This window comes from Ruegeria sp. AF1 (genome assembly GCF_056542125.1).
In genome coordinates, this window is sequence record NZ_JBQFZG010000004.1 from 122,099 (window position 1) to 136,184 (window position 14,086).

General features: G+C 59.5%; 19 protein-coding genes. 8 read left to right on the plus strand and 11 right to left on the minus strand.

Translation table 11 applies throughout. The features are described 5' to 3' along the window. Positions 1-12: 12 nt before the first annotated feature. Genes ACR0BK_RS08810 through ACR0BK_RS08830 form a run of 5 tightly spaced genes read right to left on the minus strand, consistent with a single transcriptional unit; the run spans position 13 to position 4,644 of the window. Positions 13-2,160: a hypothetical protein gene (locus tag ACR0BK_RS08810; RefSeq protein ID WP_480554362.1), complete on the minus strand. Its 2,148-nt coding sequence runs from the start codon at positions 2,158-2,160 to the stop codon at positions 13-15. Next, on the minus strand, positions 2,157-3,026 hold the full coding sequence (gene motA / locus ACR0BK_RS08815; protein WP_480554363.1) for a flagellar motor stator protein MotA: 870 nt from the start codon (positions 3,024-3,026) through the stop codon (positions 2,157-2,159). The genes ACR0BK_RS08810 and motA overlap by 4 nt, the downstream gene beginning before the upstream one ends. Positions 3,027-3,073: 47 nt before the next feature. Next, on the minus strand, positions 3,074-3,658 hold the full coding sequence (locus ACR0BK_RS08820; RefSeq protein ID WP_480554364.1) for a MotE family protein: 585 nt from the start codon (positions 3,656-3,658) through the stop codon (positions 3,074-3,076). Beyond that, complete coding sequence (locus ACR0BK_RS08825) at positions 3,655-4,137, minus strand: hypothetical protein (protein WP_480554365.1); 483 nt, start codon at positions 4,135-4,137, stop codon at positions 3,655-3,657. Before ACR0BK_RS08825 ends, ACR0BK_RS08820 begins: the two co-directional genes overlap by 4 nt. 9 nt (positions 4,138-4,146) lie before the next feature. Next, on the minus strand, positions 4,147-4,644 hold the full coding sequence (locus ACR0BK_RS08830) for a flagellar basal body-associated FliL family protein (RefSeq protein WP_480554366.1): 498 nt from the start codon (positions 4,642-4,644) through the stop codon (positions 4,147-4,149). Positions 4,645-4,762: 118 nt separating this feature from the next. Between ACR0BK_RS08830 and fliF the strand changes: the two genes are divergently transcribed. The 4 genes from fliF to fliP are packed head-to-tail and all read left to right on the plus strand — an operon-like array spanning position 4,763 to position 7,953. Continuing rightward, positions 4,763-6,346, plus strand: a complete 1,584-nt coding sequence (fliF, locus tag ACR0BK_RS08835; protein ID WP_480554368.1) for a flagellar basal-body MS-ring/collar protein FliF — start codon at positions 4,763-4,765, stop codon at positions 6,344-6,346. Next, positions 6,346-6,942, plus strand: a complete 597-nt coding sequence (locus ACR0BK_RS08840) for a FliH/SctL family protein (RefSeq protein WP_480554369.1) — start codon at positions 6,346-6,348, stop codon at positions 6,940-6,942. Before fliF ends, ACR0BK_RS08840 begins: the two co-directional genes overlap by 1 nt. Next, a complete protein-coding gene (locus ACR0BK_RS08845; protein ID WP_267364617.1) occupies positions 6,935-7,222 on the plus strand; it encodes a FliM/FliN family flagellar motor C-terminal domain-containing protein in 288 nt (95 codons plus the stop codon). Before ACR0BK_RS08840 ends, ACR0BK_RS08845 begins: the two co-directional genes overlap by 8 nt. Next, entirely contained in the window at positions 7,222-7,953 is a 732-nt protein-coding gene (gene fliP / locus ACR0BK_RS08850) for a flagellar type III secretion system pore protein FliP (RefSeq protein ID WP_480554370.1), read from the plus strand. Before ACR0BK_RS08845 ends, fliP begins: the two co-directional genes overlap by 1 nt. Positions 7,954-8,055: 102 nt before the next feature. On the opposite strand, the gene ACR0BK_RS08855 is transcribed toward fliP, so the two are convergent. Further along, the gene (locus ACR0BK_RS08855) at positions 8,056-8,655 is read right to left on the minus strand and encodes an MlaC/ttg2D family ABC transporter substrate-binding protein (protein ID WP_480554371.1); all 600 of its coding nucleotides are present in this window, start codon (positions 8,653-8,655) and stop codon (positions 8,056-8,058) included. Further along, the gene (locus tag ACR0BK_RS08860) at positions 8,645-9,415 is read right to left on the minus strand and encodes an MlaA family lipoprotein (RefSeq protein WP_480476848.1); all 771 of its coding nucleotides are present in this window, start codon (positions 9,413-9,415) and stop codon (positions 8,645-8,647) included. Before ACR0BK_RS08860 ends, ACR0BK_RS08855 begins: the two co-directional genes overlap by 11 nt. Positions 9,416-9,766: 351 nt before the next feature. Between ACR0BK_RS08860 and ACR0BK_RS08865 the strand changes: the two genes are divergently transcribed. Genes ACR0BK_RS08865 through ACR0BK_RS08880 form a run of 4 tightly spaced genes read left to right on the plus strand, consistent with a single transcriptional unit; the run spans position 9,767 to position 12,509 of the window. Then, entirely contained in the window at positions 9,767-10,222 is a 456-nt protein-coding gene (locus ACR0BK_RS08865; RefSeq protein WP_480474299.1) for a RidA family protein, read from the plus strand. Then, complete coding sequence (locus ACR0BK_RS08870; protein WP_480554373.1) at positions 10,219-10,986, plus strand: glycerophosphodiester phosphodiesterase family protein; 768 nt, start codon at positions 10,219-10,221, stop codon at positions 10,984-10,986. The genes ACR0BK_RS08865 and ACR0BK_RS08870 overlap by 4 nt, the downstream gene beginning before the upstream one ends. A 45-nt stretch (positions 10,987-11,031) precedes the next feature. Beyond that, positions 11,032-12,219, plus strand: coding sequence for a GNAT family N-acetyltransferase (locus ACR0BK_RS08875; protein ID WP_480554374.1), 1,188 nt, complete (start codon positions 11,032-11,034; stop codon positions 12,217-12,219). Further along, positions 12,216-12,509 (plus strand): 4a-hydroxytetrahydrobiopterin dehydratase, encoded by a 294-nt coding sequence (locus ACR0BK_RS08880; protein ID WP_209505128.1) that lies wholly within the window; start codon positions 12,216-12,218, stop codon positions 12,507-12,509. The genes ACR0BK_RS08875 and ACR0BK_RS08880 overlap by 4 nt, the downstream gene beginning before the upstream one ends. Here ACR0BK_RS08880 and ACR0BK_RS08885 read toward each other — a convergent pair. The 4 genes from ACR0BK_RS08885 to ACR0BK_RS08900 form a co-directional block, all read right to left on the minus strand. Continuing rightward, on the minus strand, positions 12,506-12,817 hold the full coding sequence (locus ACR0BK_RS08885) for a hypothetical protein (protein WP_480554376.1): 312 nt from the start codon (positions 12,815-12,817) through the stop codon (positions 12,506-12,508). The genes ACR0BK_RS08880 and ACR0BK_RS08885 overlap by 4 nt on opposite strands. 15 nt (positions 12,818-12,832) lie before the next feature. After that, positions 12,833-13,180, minus strand: a complete 348-nt coding sequence (locus ACR0BK_RS08890; protein ID WP_480518025.1) for an EF-hand domain-containing protein — start codon at positions 13,178-13,180, stop codon at positions 12,833-12,835. Between the two features lie 10 nt (positions 13,181-13,190). Next, positions 13,191-13,436 (minus strand): glycine zipper 2TM domain-containing protein, encoded by a 246-nt coding sequence (locus tag ACR0BK_RS08895; RefSeq protein ID WP_480518023.1) that lies wholly within the window; start codon positions 13,434-13,436, stop codon positions 13,191-13,193. 103 nt (positions 13,437-13,539) lie between these two features. Beyond that, positions 13,540-14,025: a redoxin family protein gene (locus tag ACR0BK_RS08900; protein ID WP_480474293.1), complete on the minus strand. Its 486-nt coding sequence runs from the start codon at positions 14,023-14,025 to the stop codon at positions 13,540-13,542. Positions 14,026-14,086 lie beyond the last annotated feature (61 nt).

Genomic DNA, 14,086 nt, shown 5'->3' on the forward strand with positions numbered 1-14,086 from the left:
GGTTGGGAAACCTCACTCCACCCTGACCGTGTTCAGCATTTCGACGATCCTCTGCCGCGTTGCCTGACTGTCCTCCAGTAGGCTTCCCGCATCAGCCAGCGGCTTGCCTGACACGCGAACCGGCGGGGCCAAAAGGGCCTCCGCAGTTTGGTTGAGGCTTGCGTATTTTCCGTCAGATGGCCCCGATCTTTTCCCCGGCAACCCGGCCAGCCATAGGTATCGGTTCGCCTCGTCCTGTTGCCCGCGGCTCTGCATGAGTTCGGCCACTGCGGCGTAGTCCTGCACCTTGTCCAACGCCTGCGCCCGCAGGACGAGCGCCTCATCCGAGGTATCATTGGCCAGCTCAAGCATGGCCTGTTGCGGGCGGTCCGACAACAACGCCGCACGGGCGCGCAAACGGGCGCGCTCTGATCGCCGGGCCTGATCTTCAGGCCTGTTTGTCAGCGCAACGGCCTGATCGGCAAAGCCAAGCACGGCCAAGCGTTCGGCCAGTGCAATCGCGGTATCCGTGGACAGCGCCGCCATGCGATCCGACTGCTGCACCAGCGTAACCTGACGCAAAAAGGTAAGGTCGTCTGATCGCTCTGCCAGCAATTGCAGGTGACGGTTGAAAGCGCTGTTGCTGTCCGGGCCGTCTGGCAAAGACTGGATCACATCGAATGCGCTGTCGAAATCCTGACTCAGACCCAGGGCAATCGCATGGGCGCGGTTCATCATCGGGCCCAGTTCGGATCGCCGGAATTCGATCGCGTAAGACGCGGCCAGTTCAAGTTCCCTTGAAGACACGGTCTTGCGGTCTGACCACCGATTTTCCACCAGCCGGGCCAAAGCCAAAGGCGCTTCGGTCTTTGTCCCGGCCGAGGTCGCGACCTCGGTCAGCAGGGCCTCTTCAAGGGCGCCGTTGCCTTCGGCTTCGGCGACACCAGCCCGGGCCAGCGTGGCGTTCGGGGACGGGTTCTGTTCAACCCGGTCGACCGAACGCATGATCCTGCGCGCGGCCTCCAGTTCGTGCGTGTCTGTTAGGATATCCGAAAGCCGCGCGCCAAGATGGCGGCGAAGATGCTCTGGCAGCTTTGCAAAGCTGTGCTCGATGGCTTCAAGATGTGCGTCGGATGCCAGCTGACCTTCGGACAGCACGGCCCAAAGTGCAACGTCGCTGTTGCACCGTTGCTGGCCCCTGAACGGATTTGGCTCCTGTGCTGGCCGCTCATCCACCAGCCGTGCAATCCCTTCAACTTGCCCAGCCTCATCCGATGGGGTGTTCAATAACTGCAAAACCTTTTGCGCCTCGGCCCCAAAACCGTGATAGGCATAGAGCTTTGCCAGTTCCAGCGCGCTTTCCGTGTCAAGACGGTCGAACTCTTTGTACAGGGCTGTGCGCAGGGCAGACACCTGCTCTGGAAACGGGAGCGTCCCGGACCATGCCGTGAACCCCAGTTCAGCCGTCGAGATACAAACCGGGTTGTTGTCGATCTGCTGCAACCCAGAGTTCAGAATGTCCTGCAGATTATCCAGAACCGAGGTCACGCGGATGTTCGACGCCAATCCGGGTAGCGGCGTCACGGCCTCGGACGAGGCAGAACGGCGCGGTCCGACAGGTGCCAGATTCAGGTCCAGCAGCTCACGATCCGCCCCTTGCACCAGACGGGTCGACAACTGATCCCTGATCCCTTGCGTCTTCCCGGTCAAAAGCGGCAGGTCCAGCTGGGAAAGAAGCTTGTGTTCCGGGGGGGCAGGTTTCGGCGCTGCCGGATTTTTTCGGATCGGCGGAGGGATATCCGCAAGCAATGGCGGCAGGGCTATAGCTGGCGCAATGTCCAGAACGATCATCGAGTTTCGAAACAGGAACGCCGACGCCGTGCAGTCGCACCCGAATTCCAGCTCAAGCGCACCACCGGGTTGCGTCTGCGACAGCGCGGCCAGCCGATCTGATGTCAACCGCCCGAACACCGAACCCGTCCGAAATGTGACACCCTTCAGGTCAATTGCCAGCTTGGCGCCGTTCTTGCGTTGGCTCAGAACCCAGCCCGTATCCGGTGGAACGGTGAAAACCAGCCGGGTGTAGCCGTCATGTTCACCGGACCGCACAGTCACCTCTTCAGAGGTTGCGGCCGTTGCAAGCGTGATCAATGCTGCAACCAGTATCGCGGTTTGCCTCATGCCGCGGCCCGTTTGAGCTCTTTCAACGCATCCTCAAGCTCAGAGAAACCAGGGCGGTTGTGCGTTGGTGTGTTCTGGCGTCCGACCTCAATGCACATGGCAGCATTGTGGTTGTGCAGGTTTGCAACCAGAACTTCCTTGATCAACTGATAGAAGTGGTTGTCTTCCTCGACAACGGATTTCAGCTTGGCCGCAAAGGGACCAACCAGACCGTAGGCCAGAAAGACACCCAGAAACGTACCCACAAGGGCGCCGCCGATCAGTTTGCCCAGAACTTCCGGTGGCTGATCAATGGACCCCATTGTCTTGATTACCCCCAGAACGGCGGCGACAATTCCAAGTGCGGGCAGGCCGTCGGCCACGGTTTGCAAGGCGTGGCTCGAATGCAGGGCATGGTGGAAATTCGCTTCCATCCGTTTCTCCAGAACCTCTTCGACCTGATGCGGATCGTCGTAATTCATCGCCGCGGACCGCATCGTGTCGCAAATCAGATCAACCGCTTCCTTGTCGGCCTGAATTCTGGGGTAGGACGAAAACAGGTCCGAGCTGCCGGGGTCTTCTATGTGCTGTTCCACCTCTACCGGATTGGCGCGGGTAATGCGGATGAGGGAAAACAGCAGGCACAACAGGTCGCGATAATCCTCGGGCTTCCATTTCGGGCCTTTAAAGACCTTCCCCATGTCCTTGATCGTGTGTTTCACGCCGCCGATGTCGTTGCTGATCAAAAAGGCACCAACAGCGGCACCACCGATCATCATCATTTCAAACGGAAGCGACTTTAGAATGATGGTCATCTTGCCGCCAGCGGCCAGATAGCCGCCGAAGACCATCACGAAAATGACGACAATTCCAACAATTCCAATCATCTGAGATCTCCGGCTATGTGTGTTGCAACCGCGGGGAACACGGGCGACTATTCCTGAGGGGCCGAGGCGTTTCGGCCCGCCATGACAACGCTGATCGTATAGGCCGCTTCGGGGCTGAGCCCCGCCAGAACCCCGGCTGCCGCATCCGGTGACATGCGTGACAGAAACCCGGCGGCAAAGGTCGGGTCCATGGTTTCGAACAGCGCAGCCGCGTCTTTCGGCTTCATGTTCTGATAGACATCGGTCAGGCGCGTCAGGTCGTTTTCCGCCGCCCTGTCCGCCAGCGCCAGAGTGGTGCGCAACGACTCCTCGGCCTCCTCAAGCGCGGCCATGCGCATCTCGATAGCCTGACCCGCGATTTCCAGAGCGTTTTCCCGCTCGCGCAGCATGTCTTCCTTTTGTTTGACACGCTCTTCCCGGCGCAGAAGCTCGGTCAGCAGAACCTGCATGTCACGGGTGTCGGACGGGGCGGGTTCATCGTGTTCCGCCTCAGGTTTGGCTGGTTTGGCAAAGGCGGGTCCGGCTTCCAGTCCGATGCGGATAGCGGCCGAGCCGATCATCAGCAATGAGATCACGGCAAGCACCCCTCCGCGGGGCCGCGCGTTGGGAGTGTTGATCCGCGGGCGGCTCATGCCTGCGCCTCGCCTTGCTTGCGGTCATGCCGGAAGAACATCAGCCCCTCAGGTGCGCGTGCCTGTTCTTGGGGCGCAGCGGCTTCGCTGGCCTGCGGCTCGGGTTTGCCTTCGTGCTTCACGCTCTCCTGAACTTCGGTGATGGTACTTGTCTCTGAAACCTCTGCCTCGGGTTGGGGATCAGCGTCTTTTTCGGGCACGACGTCGTGCATTGACGCCATCATGAGTTCCAGCCGCTGTGCCACCGCTTCGGCGCGCCCCGTCAGTGCCCTAAGCTGATCGCCCGACTGATCAGAGGCGTTGCGCGCATCATCCAGAGATTTCCGCAGCTCTTCCGCTTGGGTCGACAGCACCGCCACCGCGCCGCCGACGCCCTTTTCAAGATCGGCAAAACGCTTGAGACGGCGCGACAGAACAAGACAATACAGACCCGCACCCATGGCGCCGGCGACCAGCAAAATATCTGCAATCAGCTCCAATTTCGCCTCCTAGTTCAGAACAAATTCCATCACCAGCACATCGCGCACGCGACCTTCGCCAACGACAATCTCGATACGGCGCAGCAGGTGGCCCCGGATACGCATCAACGCCAGTGAATCCTCAAGATCCTTCAATTCGACGGCCCGCAGATACCCGTTCAGGACATCCATGATTCGCGGTCGCATTTTTTCCACGTCAGTCATGTACAGGGCGTTAACCTCAAGCTGTGCGTGAAACTTCAGATGCCGCGCGCCGCCGGAATTCACCGAAACGATCACCGGCGGCAAATCGAGAAAGGCAACATCCGCCAATGCCTTGGCCGGTTCTTCTTTTTCCACGTCATGGCTTTCCGCCTTCTCGGCCTTGTTCCCCAGCGGCAGCAGCCCGGACGAGGTCAGGAAATACCCACCGACGGCACCGGAGATGGCCAGAATCACCCCGACGATGATCCCTTTTTTTCCCTTCTTTTCCGGGGTTTCCGCCTGTTCAGCCGTTGCGTCGGTCATGACGTCCTCATTCCTGTGATCCGCCCAGTCATAACCTTGCAGGGACTAACCGATTGTTAAGGGCAATCGTCCAAACAGAGGACGCGCCGGGCAGAATGTCGGCGAGTCGGAGGTGAGCGTGCAGCAGATCGGAACTGTCTGGGCAAGTTTGGACAGGCGTAAACAAATCTTCGTTGCCGGTGCTGTTGTGCTGGTGTTTCTGGGGATCCTCGGGATGTCGCGCCTTGCGACGGCACCGTCGATGACCTTGCTTTACGCGGGTCTGGAAAGCAGTGCCGCCGGGGACATCGTGCGTGCGCTGGATCAGCGTGGCGTGACCTACGAGATTCGGGGCGGATCAATTTACGTCTCTGGCGCACAACGGGACGAGCTGCGGATGACTTTGGCCAGCGAAGGACTGCCGGCCAACGGCAACAAGGGCTATGAACTGCTGGATTCGCTGAACGGCTTCGGCACCACATCCCAAATGTTCGATGCTGCCTACTGGCGCGCGAAAGAGGGGGAACTGGCGCGCACGATCGTGGGCAGCCCGCATGTCAGCCAGGCCCGCGTTCATATCGCCAACGGCTCTGCCAATCCGTTTCAGCGCAGCGTCGCACCGACGGCTTCGGTCTATCTGGTGCCCTCGGGGGGCGATATCACAGGCGATCAGGCCAAGGCCATCCGGTTTCTTGTCGCCTCTGCCGTCAGCGGGCTGACACCCGAGAGTGTGACTGTGATCGATTCGAACGGGTCCGTGATTGGCGGGCAGGACACCGCCGTGGCCGCCGACACGGCGGATGACAAGGCGCGGCAGCTGCGGGAACGGGTTCTGCGTCTGGTCGAGGCGCGAGTTGGCACGGGGAATGCCGTAGTCGAGGTCAGCGTCGATACTGAAACCAGGACAGAATCCCTGCGTGAGCGGCGCTTTGACCCCAAGGGCAGGGTGGCTATCAGCACGGATGTCGAGGAACGCTCCGACAGCGCGCGCAACCAGTCAGCCGATGTCACGGTGGCCTCAAACCTGCCCGACGGCGATGGTGCGGGGGGGGACGAATCGAATTCGACCGCGACCCAGACACGTGAGCGGGTGAATTACGAGGTTTCCGAAACCGAGCTGGAAGTGCACACCGCCCCCGGTGCGATCAAACGCCTGACGGTTGCCGTTCTGGTCAACGGAACGCGGGCGCTGGATGCTTCGGGCGCTGAATCCTTCACGCCGCTGCCGCAAACAGAACTCGACGCACTTGAGGAACTGGTGGCCTCGGCTGTGGGATTTGACGCCGCGCGCGGGGACGTCATCACGCTGAAATCACTGGATTTACCAGTGGTCACGCCGCAAGGCACGCTGGTTTCCTCTTCGCTTTGGCAAAACATCCATCTGGACGCCATGTCACTGATTCAGATGGCAGCGCTGGCGCTGGTGTCACTGGTGCTGGCGTTGTTCGTGATCCGTCCAATCCTGATGAAACCCGCGATGGTCCCGGCGCTGTTGCCGGCCGCGGAGGGAGGGGCACCGGCCCCGTCGGTCCTGACCGGTGAAATCGCGGCGGACGGAACGGCAGAGTTCACGCCGCTGCCCCAACAAGGGGCCGTTCCCGTGCTTGGGGTCAGTGCCATCGGGGATCCGGTTGATCGGTTGCGCGCAATGATCGGCGACAAGCAGGAAGAAACGGTCGAGATCCTGCGCAGCTGGCTTGAAGAAGGTGAGGAGCGCGTGTGATGTCCATCGCTCATCTGCTTGAGGATTTCACCACCCGGACCAGCGCCGAAGCCGTTCTTTACCTGGACGAGGAAACGCTGGAGGAACAACGCCTTGCCGCGTTCGAAAACGGGTACGCCGCCGGTTGGGAAGACGCCGCGCAGGCGCAGGAACAGAACCGCGACCGCGTTTCGGCCGAACTGGCGGGATCGCTCGAGGATATGTCCTTCACCTATCACGAGGCGCTTACCCGGATGACATTGTCTCTGGAACCGATGTTCGAAAGCCTGGTTCAGACCGTATTGCCTGACATGGTCGAACGCGGGTTGGCCGCCCGGATCGTCGAACAGCTTTGCGAAATGGCGCGCACGGAAATCGAACAACCGATGCAGATCATGGTGCCGGAAGGGTGCGCGCAAGCGGTGCAATCCCTGCTGCCGCAGACCCTGCACTCCGCACCGCGCGTCATCGAAGACCCTGGCCTGGCCCCCGGACAGGCGCGATTGCAGGTCGGCACAAGCCGGCGCGAGATTGATTGCGCGACCCTGCTGTCCACCATTGCACAGGCATTTGACGCATACGTCTTTGAGGCAAGAAAGGCTTTGTCCAATGAATGACACCCAGTTCCCGAAAACCGAAAAACCCAATCCTTTCGAAACTGTTCCGATTGAAGTGACCGTTTCGGTAGGTCGCGCCCGCCCGTTGATCCGGGATTTGCTGAACATGGGTGAAAACGCGGTTCTGACTCTGGACAAGCGGATCGAAGACCCGGTCGACCTGTATGTCGGGGATCAGCTGGTGGCGCGCGGGGTGCTTGAGGAGATGGAGGGCGATCAGGCGGGGCAGCTGGCCGTGCGCCTGACCGAGATTGCGGATCTGCAAAACGGAATCGGCTGATGCGCTATGTGATCTGGCTGGGTCTGGCTGTAGTGGTGTCCCTGCCGTCGATGGCGGCGGCTCAGGATGTGACCCTGTCGCTGGGCGAAGGCGGTTCGATCTCGGCCCGCACCATCCAGCTGATCCTGTTGATCACGGTGCTCAGCGTTGCTCCGGGTCTGGCGATCATGATCACCTGTTTCCCGTTTCTGATCACCGTGCTGTCGATCCTGCGGCAGGGTGTTGGCCTTCAGCAATCACCGCCGAATATGCTTTTGGTCAGTCTTGCGCTGTTTCTGACCTATTTCATCATGGACCCTGTGTTCACCGAGGCCTGGACCGCGGGAATACGCCCGATGATGGAAGAAACCATGGCGGTCGAGCCCGCGCTGGAACGCGCGTTAGAGCCGTTTCGCACCTTCATGGCGAACCGGCTGGATTCAGATACGTTTTATGCAATGGCGGCCCTGCGCCCCGGCGGTGACGCGATCGAGCTGTCAGCTCAGGCCCCGTTATCGGTGTTGATGCCCTGTTTCATGCTGTCCGAGATCGCGCGCGCCTTTCAGATCGGGTTCCTGATCTTCCTGCCCTTTCTGATCATTGATCTTGTGGTTGCAGCGGTATTGATGTCGATGGGCATGATGATGGTGCCACCTGCCATCGTGTCTTTGCCGTTCAAGCTGGCGTTTTTCGTAATCGCTGACGGGTGGGCTTTGATCGCAGGCGCGTTGGTTCGCAGCTACATGCCGTAAATCTGTCAGGCACGCGCATCACGAGAAAGGGTCAGGCAGACCCGACCCTCTTGAACTTCCAAAAACACGAGCTGTCCGGCACACTTTTGTGCCGGAAACGGCTTAACCCGTCTTTTTCAGGTCCGAGATCAGTTGATTCAGATTGCCTTTGCGGGCGTCCAGCATCGCGCCGATTTCGGTTCGCTCGGTCAGCAACAGATTCACGCCTTCGATGAACATGTTGTAGAACTTGTCCCGACCTGATTTGTCGGAAACAAGGAACGTTACGTCGAACGGGGCTGATCCGCGCAGCTTGACCAACGTGCGAACCTCGTACCCGGCTTTGATCTTGCGGGCATTGCGAACATCGACCTCACCGCCGATAAATTCACGAAAACGGCGACCGTATTTACGCGAGATATAGCCCTGAAATGCAGCGGTGAACTGTTTCAGCTGGGTCGGGCTGGCTGTGCGGGCGTCCGCACCCAACGCATAGCGCGCCATGATCGGCACATCAGCATATTGAACAAAGATCTTTTCGAAATCGCGCAGCATCGCTTTTTCGGATTTACCCGACTCGATCACCCGGTTGATGTCGGAAACCACGTTGGTCACAAGCGCCTTGGCGGCGGCCTCGGTCTGGGCAAAGGCAGGTACGGGCAGCACTGCCAGCGCAAGCCCGGCTGCGATAAAATGGCGACGGTTCAACGCGTTATTCAGCATAGGGGTCCTCATAGGGGTCAAGATAGGGGTCCCTGACCGGGTCCGTCCCGGTTTCGGCATAGGGGTCAGAATACAAGTCCAGATAGGCGTCTTCGTCATCTCTTGCCAGTTCGAAGCGGCGGTTTTGCAGATAGATCAGGCGAGCCTGCGCATAGCTGTCGGCACTTTCGTAAAGAATGGAATCGACAGTATCCGAGAACCGACCCCGATCCCCCATGCGCCGCACAATTTCGGCGTAGACGCCAAGATTGTCGGCGGGGCGGGTCGGGCTGAAATTGATCGGATTCGAGAACAGGTTGACCACAACCCCGATCGCATCCCTTTGGGTCGACGGGCCATAGAACGGTAGCTCGACATAAGCGCCTTCGCCAACCCCCCAGACATGCAAGGTCTCACCGAAATCAGTGTCAACGGGTGGCAGGTTCAGCTCATCAGCGGGCGAGGACAAGCCAAAGCCGCCGACGGTCATGTTGATCACAAAGCGCAGCAGAGCATTGCCCATCTGTTTTGGATTGCCCTGAAGCAGGTAGTCAACTGCCTGACCGGGCAGCGAGATGTTTTCGGCAAAAGTGCTGAAACTGGTGACCATCGGGTCAGGAACGATTTTGACATACCCTTTCGAGGCCGGCCGGAACAGGAACCGGTCAACACCCAGATTAAACTTGTGAATTCCCCGGTTCGCATTTTCGTACGGATCAAACACGTCGCTGCGCAAGGCACCCTCTGGCGGCGTTGTTGCGCAAGCGGACACAAGGGCCATGACCGACAGTAAAACAAGGTGTTTCAGGCGAAATCTGCTCGACACGATCTTTGTTTCTCCTAAATGGCCCCGGCACATGCGCCCGCCGGACATTCAATCAATAATCCACCAAAATCCACGTGCCGGGGTGGCACAAGTTGCAGTCACATAGTCGTTTCAAGTCTTAAATGAAACACCTTGCGTGTAACCTGTTCATCACGGTGGGGTAAAGTGACCGTCGATCAACAGTGAGTTTTCAGTAAAGATACGCTCAGATCGCAGGAAGGCCGAAATTTGCCGGTTTCCGTCTTTCCCAATCCGTGCTTCCCGGTTAGCGTCCCGCTGAGTTGAAATTAGGGAAGGACCCTCGCAATGAGCATCGCTGCAAAACTGGAAAGCCTCGGTGTAACGCTGGAAGACGCGCCCGCGCCTGCGGCCAACTATGTGCCTTTCGTGCGTGTCGGCAACATCCTTTATGTATCTGGCCAGATCTCGAAGACTGATAAGCTGATCACCGGAAAACTGGGCGATGACTTGGATGTCGAAGCCGGGGCTGCGGCAGCGCGTGTCTGCGCGATCAACCTGCTGGCACAGGTCAAGGCGGCTTGCGGCGGCGATATCGAAAAGCTGGTCCGCGTGATCAAGCTGACCGGATTCGTGAACTCGACCGCTGAATTCACGGCACAGCCGCAGGTGATCAACGGCGCGTCCGATTTTCTGGTCGAGGTGCTGGGCGATGCCGGTCGCCATTCGCGTTCCGCCGTCAGCGCGGCGTCGCTTCCGCTGGGTGTCGCGGTCGAGATCGAAGGCATTTTCGAAATCGAATGACGCCGCCCCTACCAGATGTGTTTTTGCAGGCCCCGTTTGCGCATCGGGCGCTGCACGACATTACCAAGAACCGCCCGGAAAACAGCCGGGCGGCCATTCGTGCCGCGATTGAAGCTGGCTACGGGATCGAGATCGATCTTCAACTGACATCGGATGACCAGGCAATGGTCTTTCACGATTATGACATGACCCGCCTGACCGGGCGGTCGGGGCCCATTCAGCAGGTCACGGCACTGGCCGCCTCTGGTACGCCGCTTCTGCATGGGGATGATGGCATTCCGACACTGGATGATGTGCTGGAAATTGTCGCGGGCCGGGTGCCGTTGCTGATCGAATTAAAGGATCAGGACGGGGCGATGGGCACGAAAGTGGGCGCGCTTGAACGCGACACCGCGCGCGCGTTGCAGGGCTACAAAGGCCCGGTGGCCTTGATGTCCTTCAATCCCAACTCGGTCGCTGAACTGGCGCGGCTTGCCCCGCATCTGCCGCGCGGGATCACGACCTGCGCGTATGAGCCCAGTGTCGAGCTTTTGCCGCAAAGCGTCTGCGATCACCTGCGCGATATCCCGGATTTCGACCGTGTCGGCGCCAGTTTCATCAGCCACGAAGCCGCGGACCTGTCGCGCCCCCGCGTGGCGGAACTAAAGGCGCGGGGCGTGCCGATCCTGTGTTGGACAATCCGGTCGCCCGAACAAGAGGCAGAAGCCCGCAAGGTTGCCGACAATGTGACCTTCGAAGGCTATTTGGCTGCGCATTCGACTTGAACCCCCTCCGTGCGGTCACAGATAAAGGACAGGCGCGGAGGACATATGGATCAGGCACAGATCGAGGTTCAGGTACTGGGCGCTCTGTCGCAGATTGCAGCGGCAGAGTGGGATGCCTGCGCCTGCCCCGAAGCTGCCGATGGCGGGCGGCCGCTTGATCCCTTTACCACACATCGCTTTTTGCTGGCGCTGGAAGACAGCGGCTCGGTCGGGCGTGGCACCGGCTGGCAGCCGCAATACCTGACGGCCTATCATGACGGGATGCTGATCGCGGCGGCCCCGATGTATGCCAAGTCGCACAGCCAGGGCGAATACATCTTCGATCACAGCTGGGCCCATGCCTATGAAAGCGCGGGCGGGCGGTATTACCCCAAACTGCAAATCGCGGTGCCGTTCACCCCGGCAACCGGGCGGCGGTTTCTGGTGCGTCCGGGCTATGAACGGATCGGTATGTCGGCGCTGGTTCAGGGGGCGGTGCAGCTTGCGGCTGACAACCGGGTTTCGTCCCTTCACGCGACCTTCTGTACCGAGGATGAAGCATTGGCTGGCGAACAGATGGGTCTGATGCTGCGCCGATCGCAGCAGTTTCACTGGCTGAACGATAACTATTCGGATTTCGACGGCTTTCTGAGCGCGCTGTCGTCGCGCAAGCGCAAGACTATCCGGAAAGAACGTGCGCAGGCCTGTGGTTTTGGTGGTGAGATCCGCACTCTGACCGGTGACCAGCTGCGCCCCGAACATTGGGACGCGTTCTGGCGGTTCTACCAGGACACCGGATCGCGCAAATGGGGCTCACCCTACCTGACGCGGCGGTTCTTTGATATTGCACAGGATACGATGGCAGATGACATGGCCCTTGTGCTGGCCGAACGGAATGGATTTCCCATTGCGGGTGCGTTGAACTATATCGGCCGTGAAACCCTTTTTGGGCGTTATTGGGGTTGCATCGAACATCATGCCTGCCTGCATTTCGAACTGTGCTATTATAGGGCAATCGACTTTGCCATTGCCCACGGGCTGACCCGGGTCGAGGCAGGTGCACAGGGCGAACACAAGCTGGCGCGAGGGTACCTGCCAACACGCACGCATAGCTTGCATTGGGTAGGCGATCCGGGTTTTGCCGATGCGGTCAAGAAATATCTGGACGCCGAAGGCCACGCAGTGGAAGAAGAGATCGAGATTCTGACGGATTACGGCCCGTTCAGGAAATCGAACCCGGAGGAACAGCAATGACCGAACTCTTGTCGACCGAAACCCGTGGCCCGCTTCTGGATCCGCTGTTCAAAAACGGTTGGACCATGGTTGAAGGCCGCGATGCGATCACCAAGACCTTCATTTTCGACAATTTTGTCCACGCCTTCGGCTGGATGACACAGGTGGCAATCTGGGCCGAGAAGTGGAACCATCACCCCGAATGGTTCAATGTCTACCGCACGGTCGAGGTCGTCTTGTCCACCCATGATGTGGGCGGCCTGTCGTCGCTGGATGCTAAGCTGGCCCGCAAGATGGACAGTCTGTGCTAGCGATCGTTGCGGCCTGACCCTTCACCGCCAGCCAGCGATGCGGCAGTGCCCATCTGCCGGAACTCGACAGGCGTGACAGTGCCGTCGCTGACATCAATCGCCCTTGGAATACCCGTGGTCTTGTTTCCGATCTGCCGCACGCTGCGCGCGACCGGGTTGATATCCAGACACTTGTTTTCATAACAGGTCAGGCCAGACAGGTTGATCTGTATGCGGGCCTGCCCGTCCGGGCCTGTCACCAACGGGGCCTGCGGCACGTCACAGGCTGCAACCAGCCCCAGCGCCGTCACCCCAAGCCATTTGTTCATCCCAAACTCCTGCTGTTAATCAAGCTGACCATTCCCATCCTGATCGGCGGACAGGAAATCCTCGCCCATCTGGGTGTCAAATTCTGGTCTTGAGATCACGTTGTCGCCGTTTCGGTCAGCGCTGCGGAACAGTTTGATGTCCATGAACGGTTTGGCCTCGGCCTGACCCAAAGTGCCGTTCCTGTCTTCGTCCATCGTCTGAAAGGCGTAATCCGAGAAAGCATCGAACTCGTCTTTGGACAGGAACCCGTCATTGTTGGCGTCGATGGCCTTCAACTCGTTTTCGTGCAGTTCAGCCACGCTTTCGGCGTGACCCGAACCGGCCAAAGCCACCATGAACATCACTAGGCTTAGCTGTTTCATATCGACCTCCTCAGCACGCGAATCTTTGACCTTCGATGCCGCCAGCGGCAGCGCCCGCTGCGGTCAGGATCGTCTTGCCTGATCCGCCACCAAACTGGTTGCCGATTGCGCCCCCGATCAGCGCCCCGCCCAACGTTCCGCCCAGACAGGCGATTTCGTGCTGGCGTGCAGCTTGCTGTTGCGGAGTTGGGGCCGGTCCACAGGCCGCCAAAAGGGCCGCGCCGGACAGTACTATGTAGAACGCGTTAAGTTTCATGAAAAAACTCCCCGTGTGAATACGCCAAGTATTCGCGCTCTGGGGCGGTGCTACAAGTTAATTTGGCGGCGAAAGGCCCCGGTCGGACCGGGGCCGATCAAAATCAGATCACATCCAACAGGCCTTCACCGGCGGAAATCTCGCAGGCGCCGGGGTTTTCTTCCATATTTAGCACCGTGACCGTGCCATCCTCGACCAGCATTGCATACCGCTTGGACCGCGCGAAAAGCCCCACGGGCGGCGCGTCGAAATCCATGCCGATGGCCTTGGTGAACTCTGCCGCTGCGTCCGACACCATGGTCAGCCCCGCCTCGGTCGCGCCCGTGGATTGCCCCCACGCCTGCATCACAAACGGATCATTGACCGAAAGGCACAGGATCTCGTCCACGCCCTTGGCGTCAAACTGTTTCTTCGTGCGGATGAAACTGGGCACATGGGCGGTCGTGCAGGTGCCGGTATAAGCCCCCGGCACGGCAAAGATCACCACCTTGCGGCCTTTGGTCTTGTCTGAAATCCGCACCTCTTCCGGCCCGTTCGCGCCCATCTGAATCAGCGTTGCTTCGGGCAGGGTATCTCCTGTTGAAATCATTATTCAGCTCCTGTCGTTTGGATTTGCAGAAATGTGCTTAGCCGCAATATAGGTGGTCTGA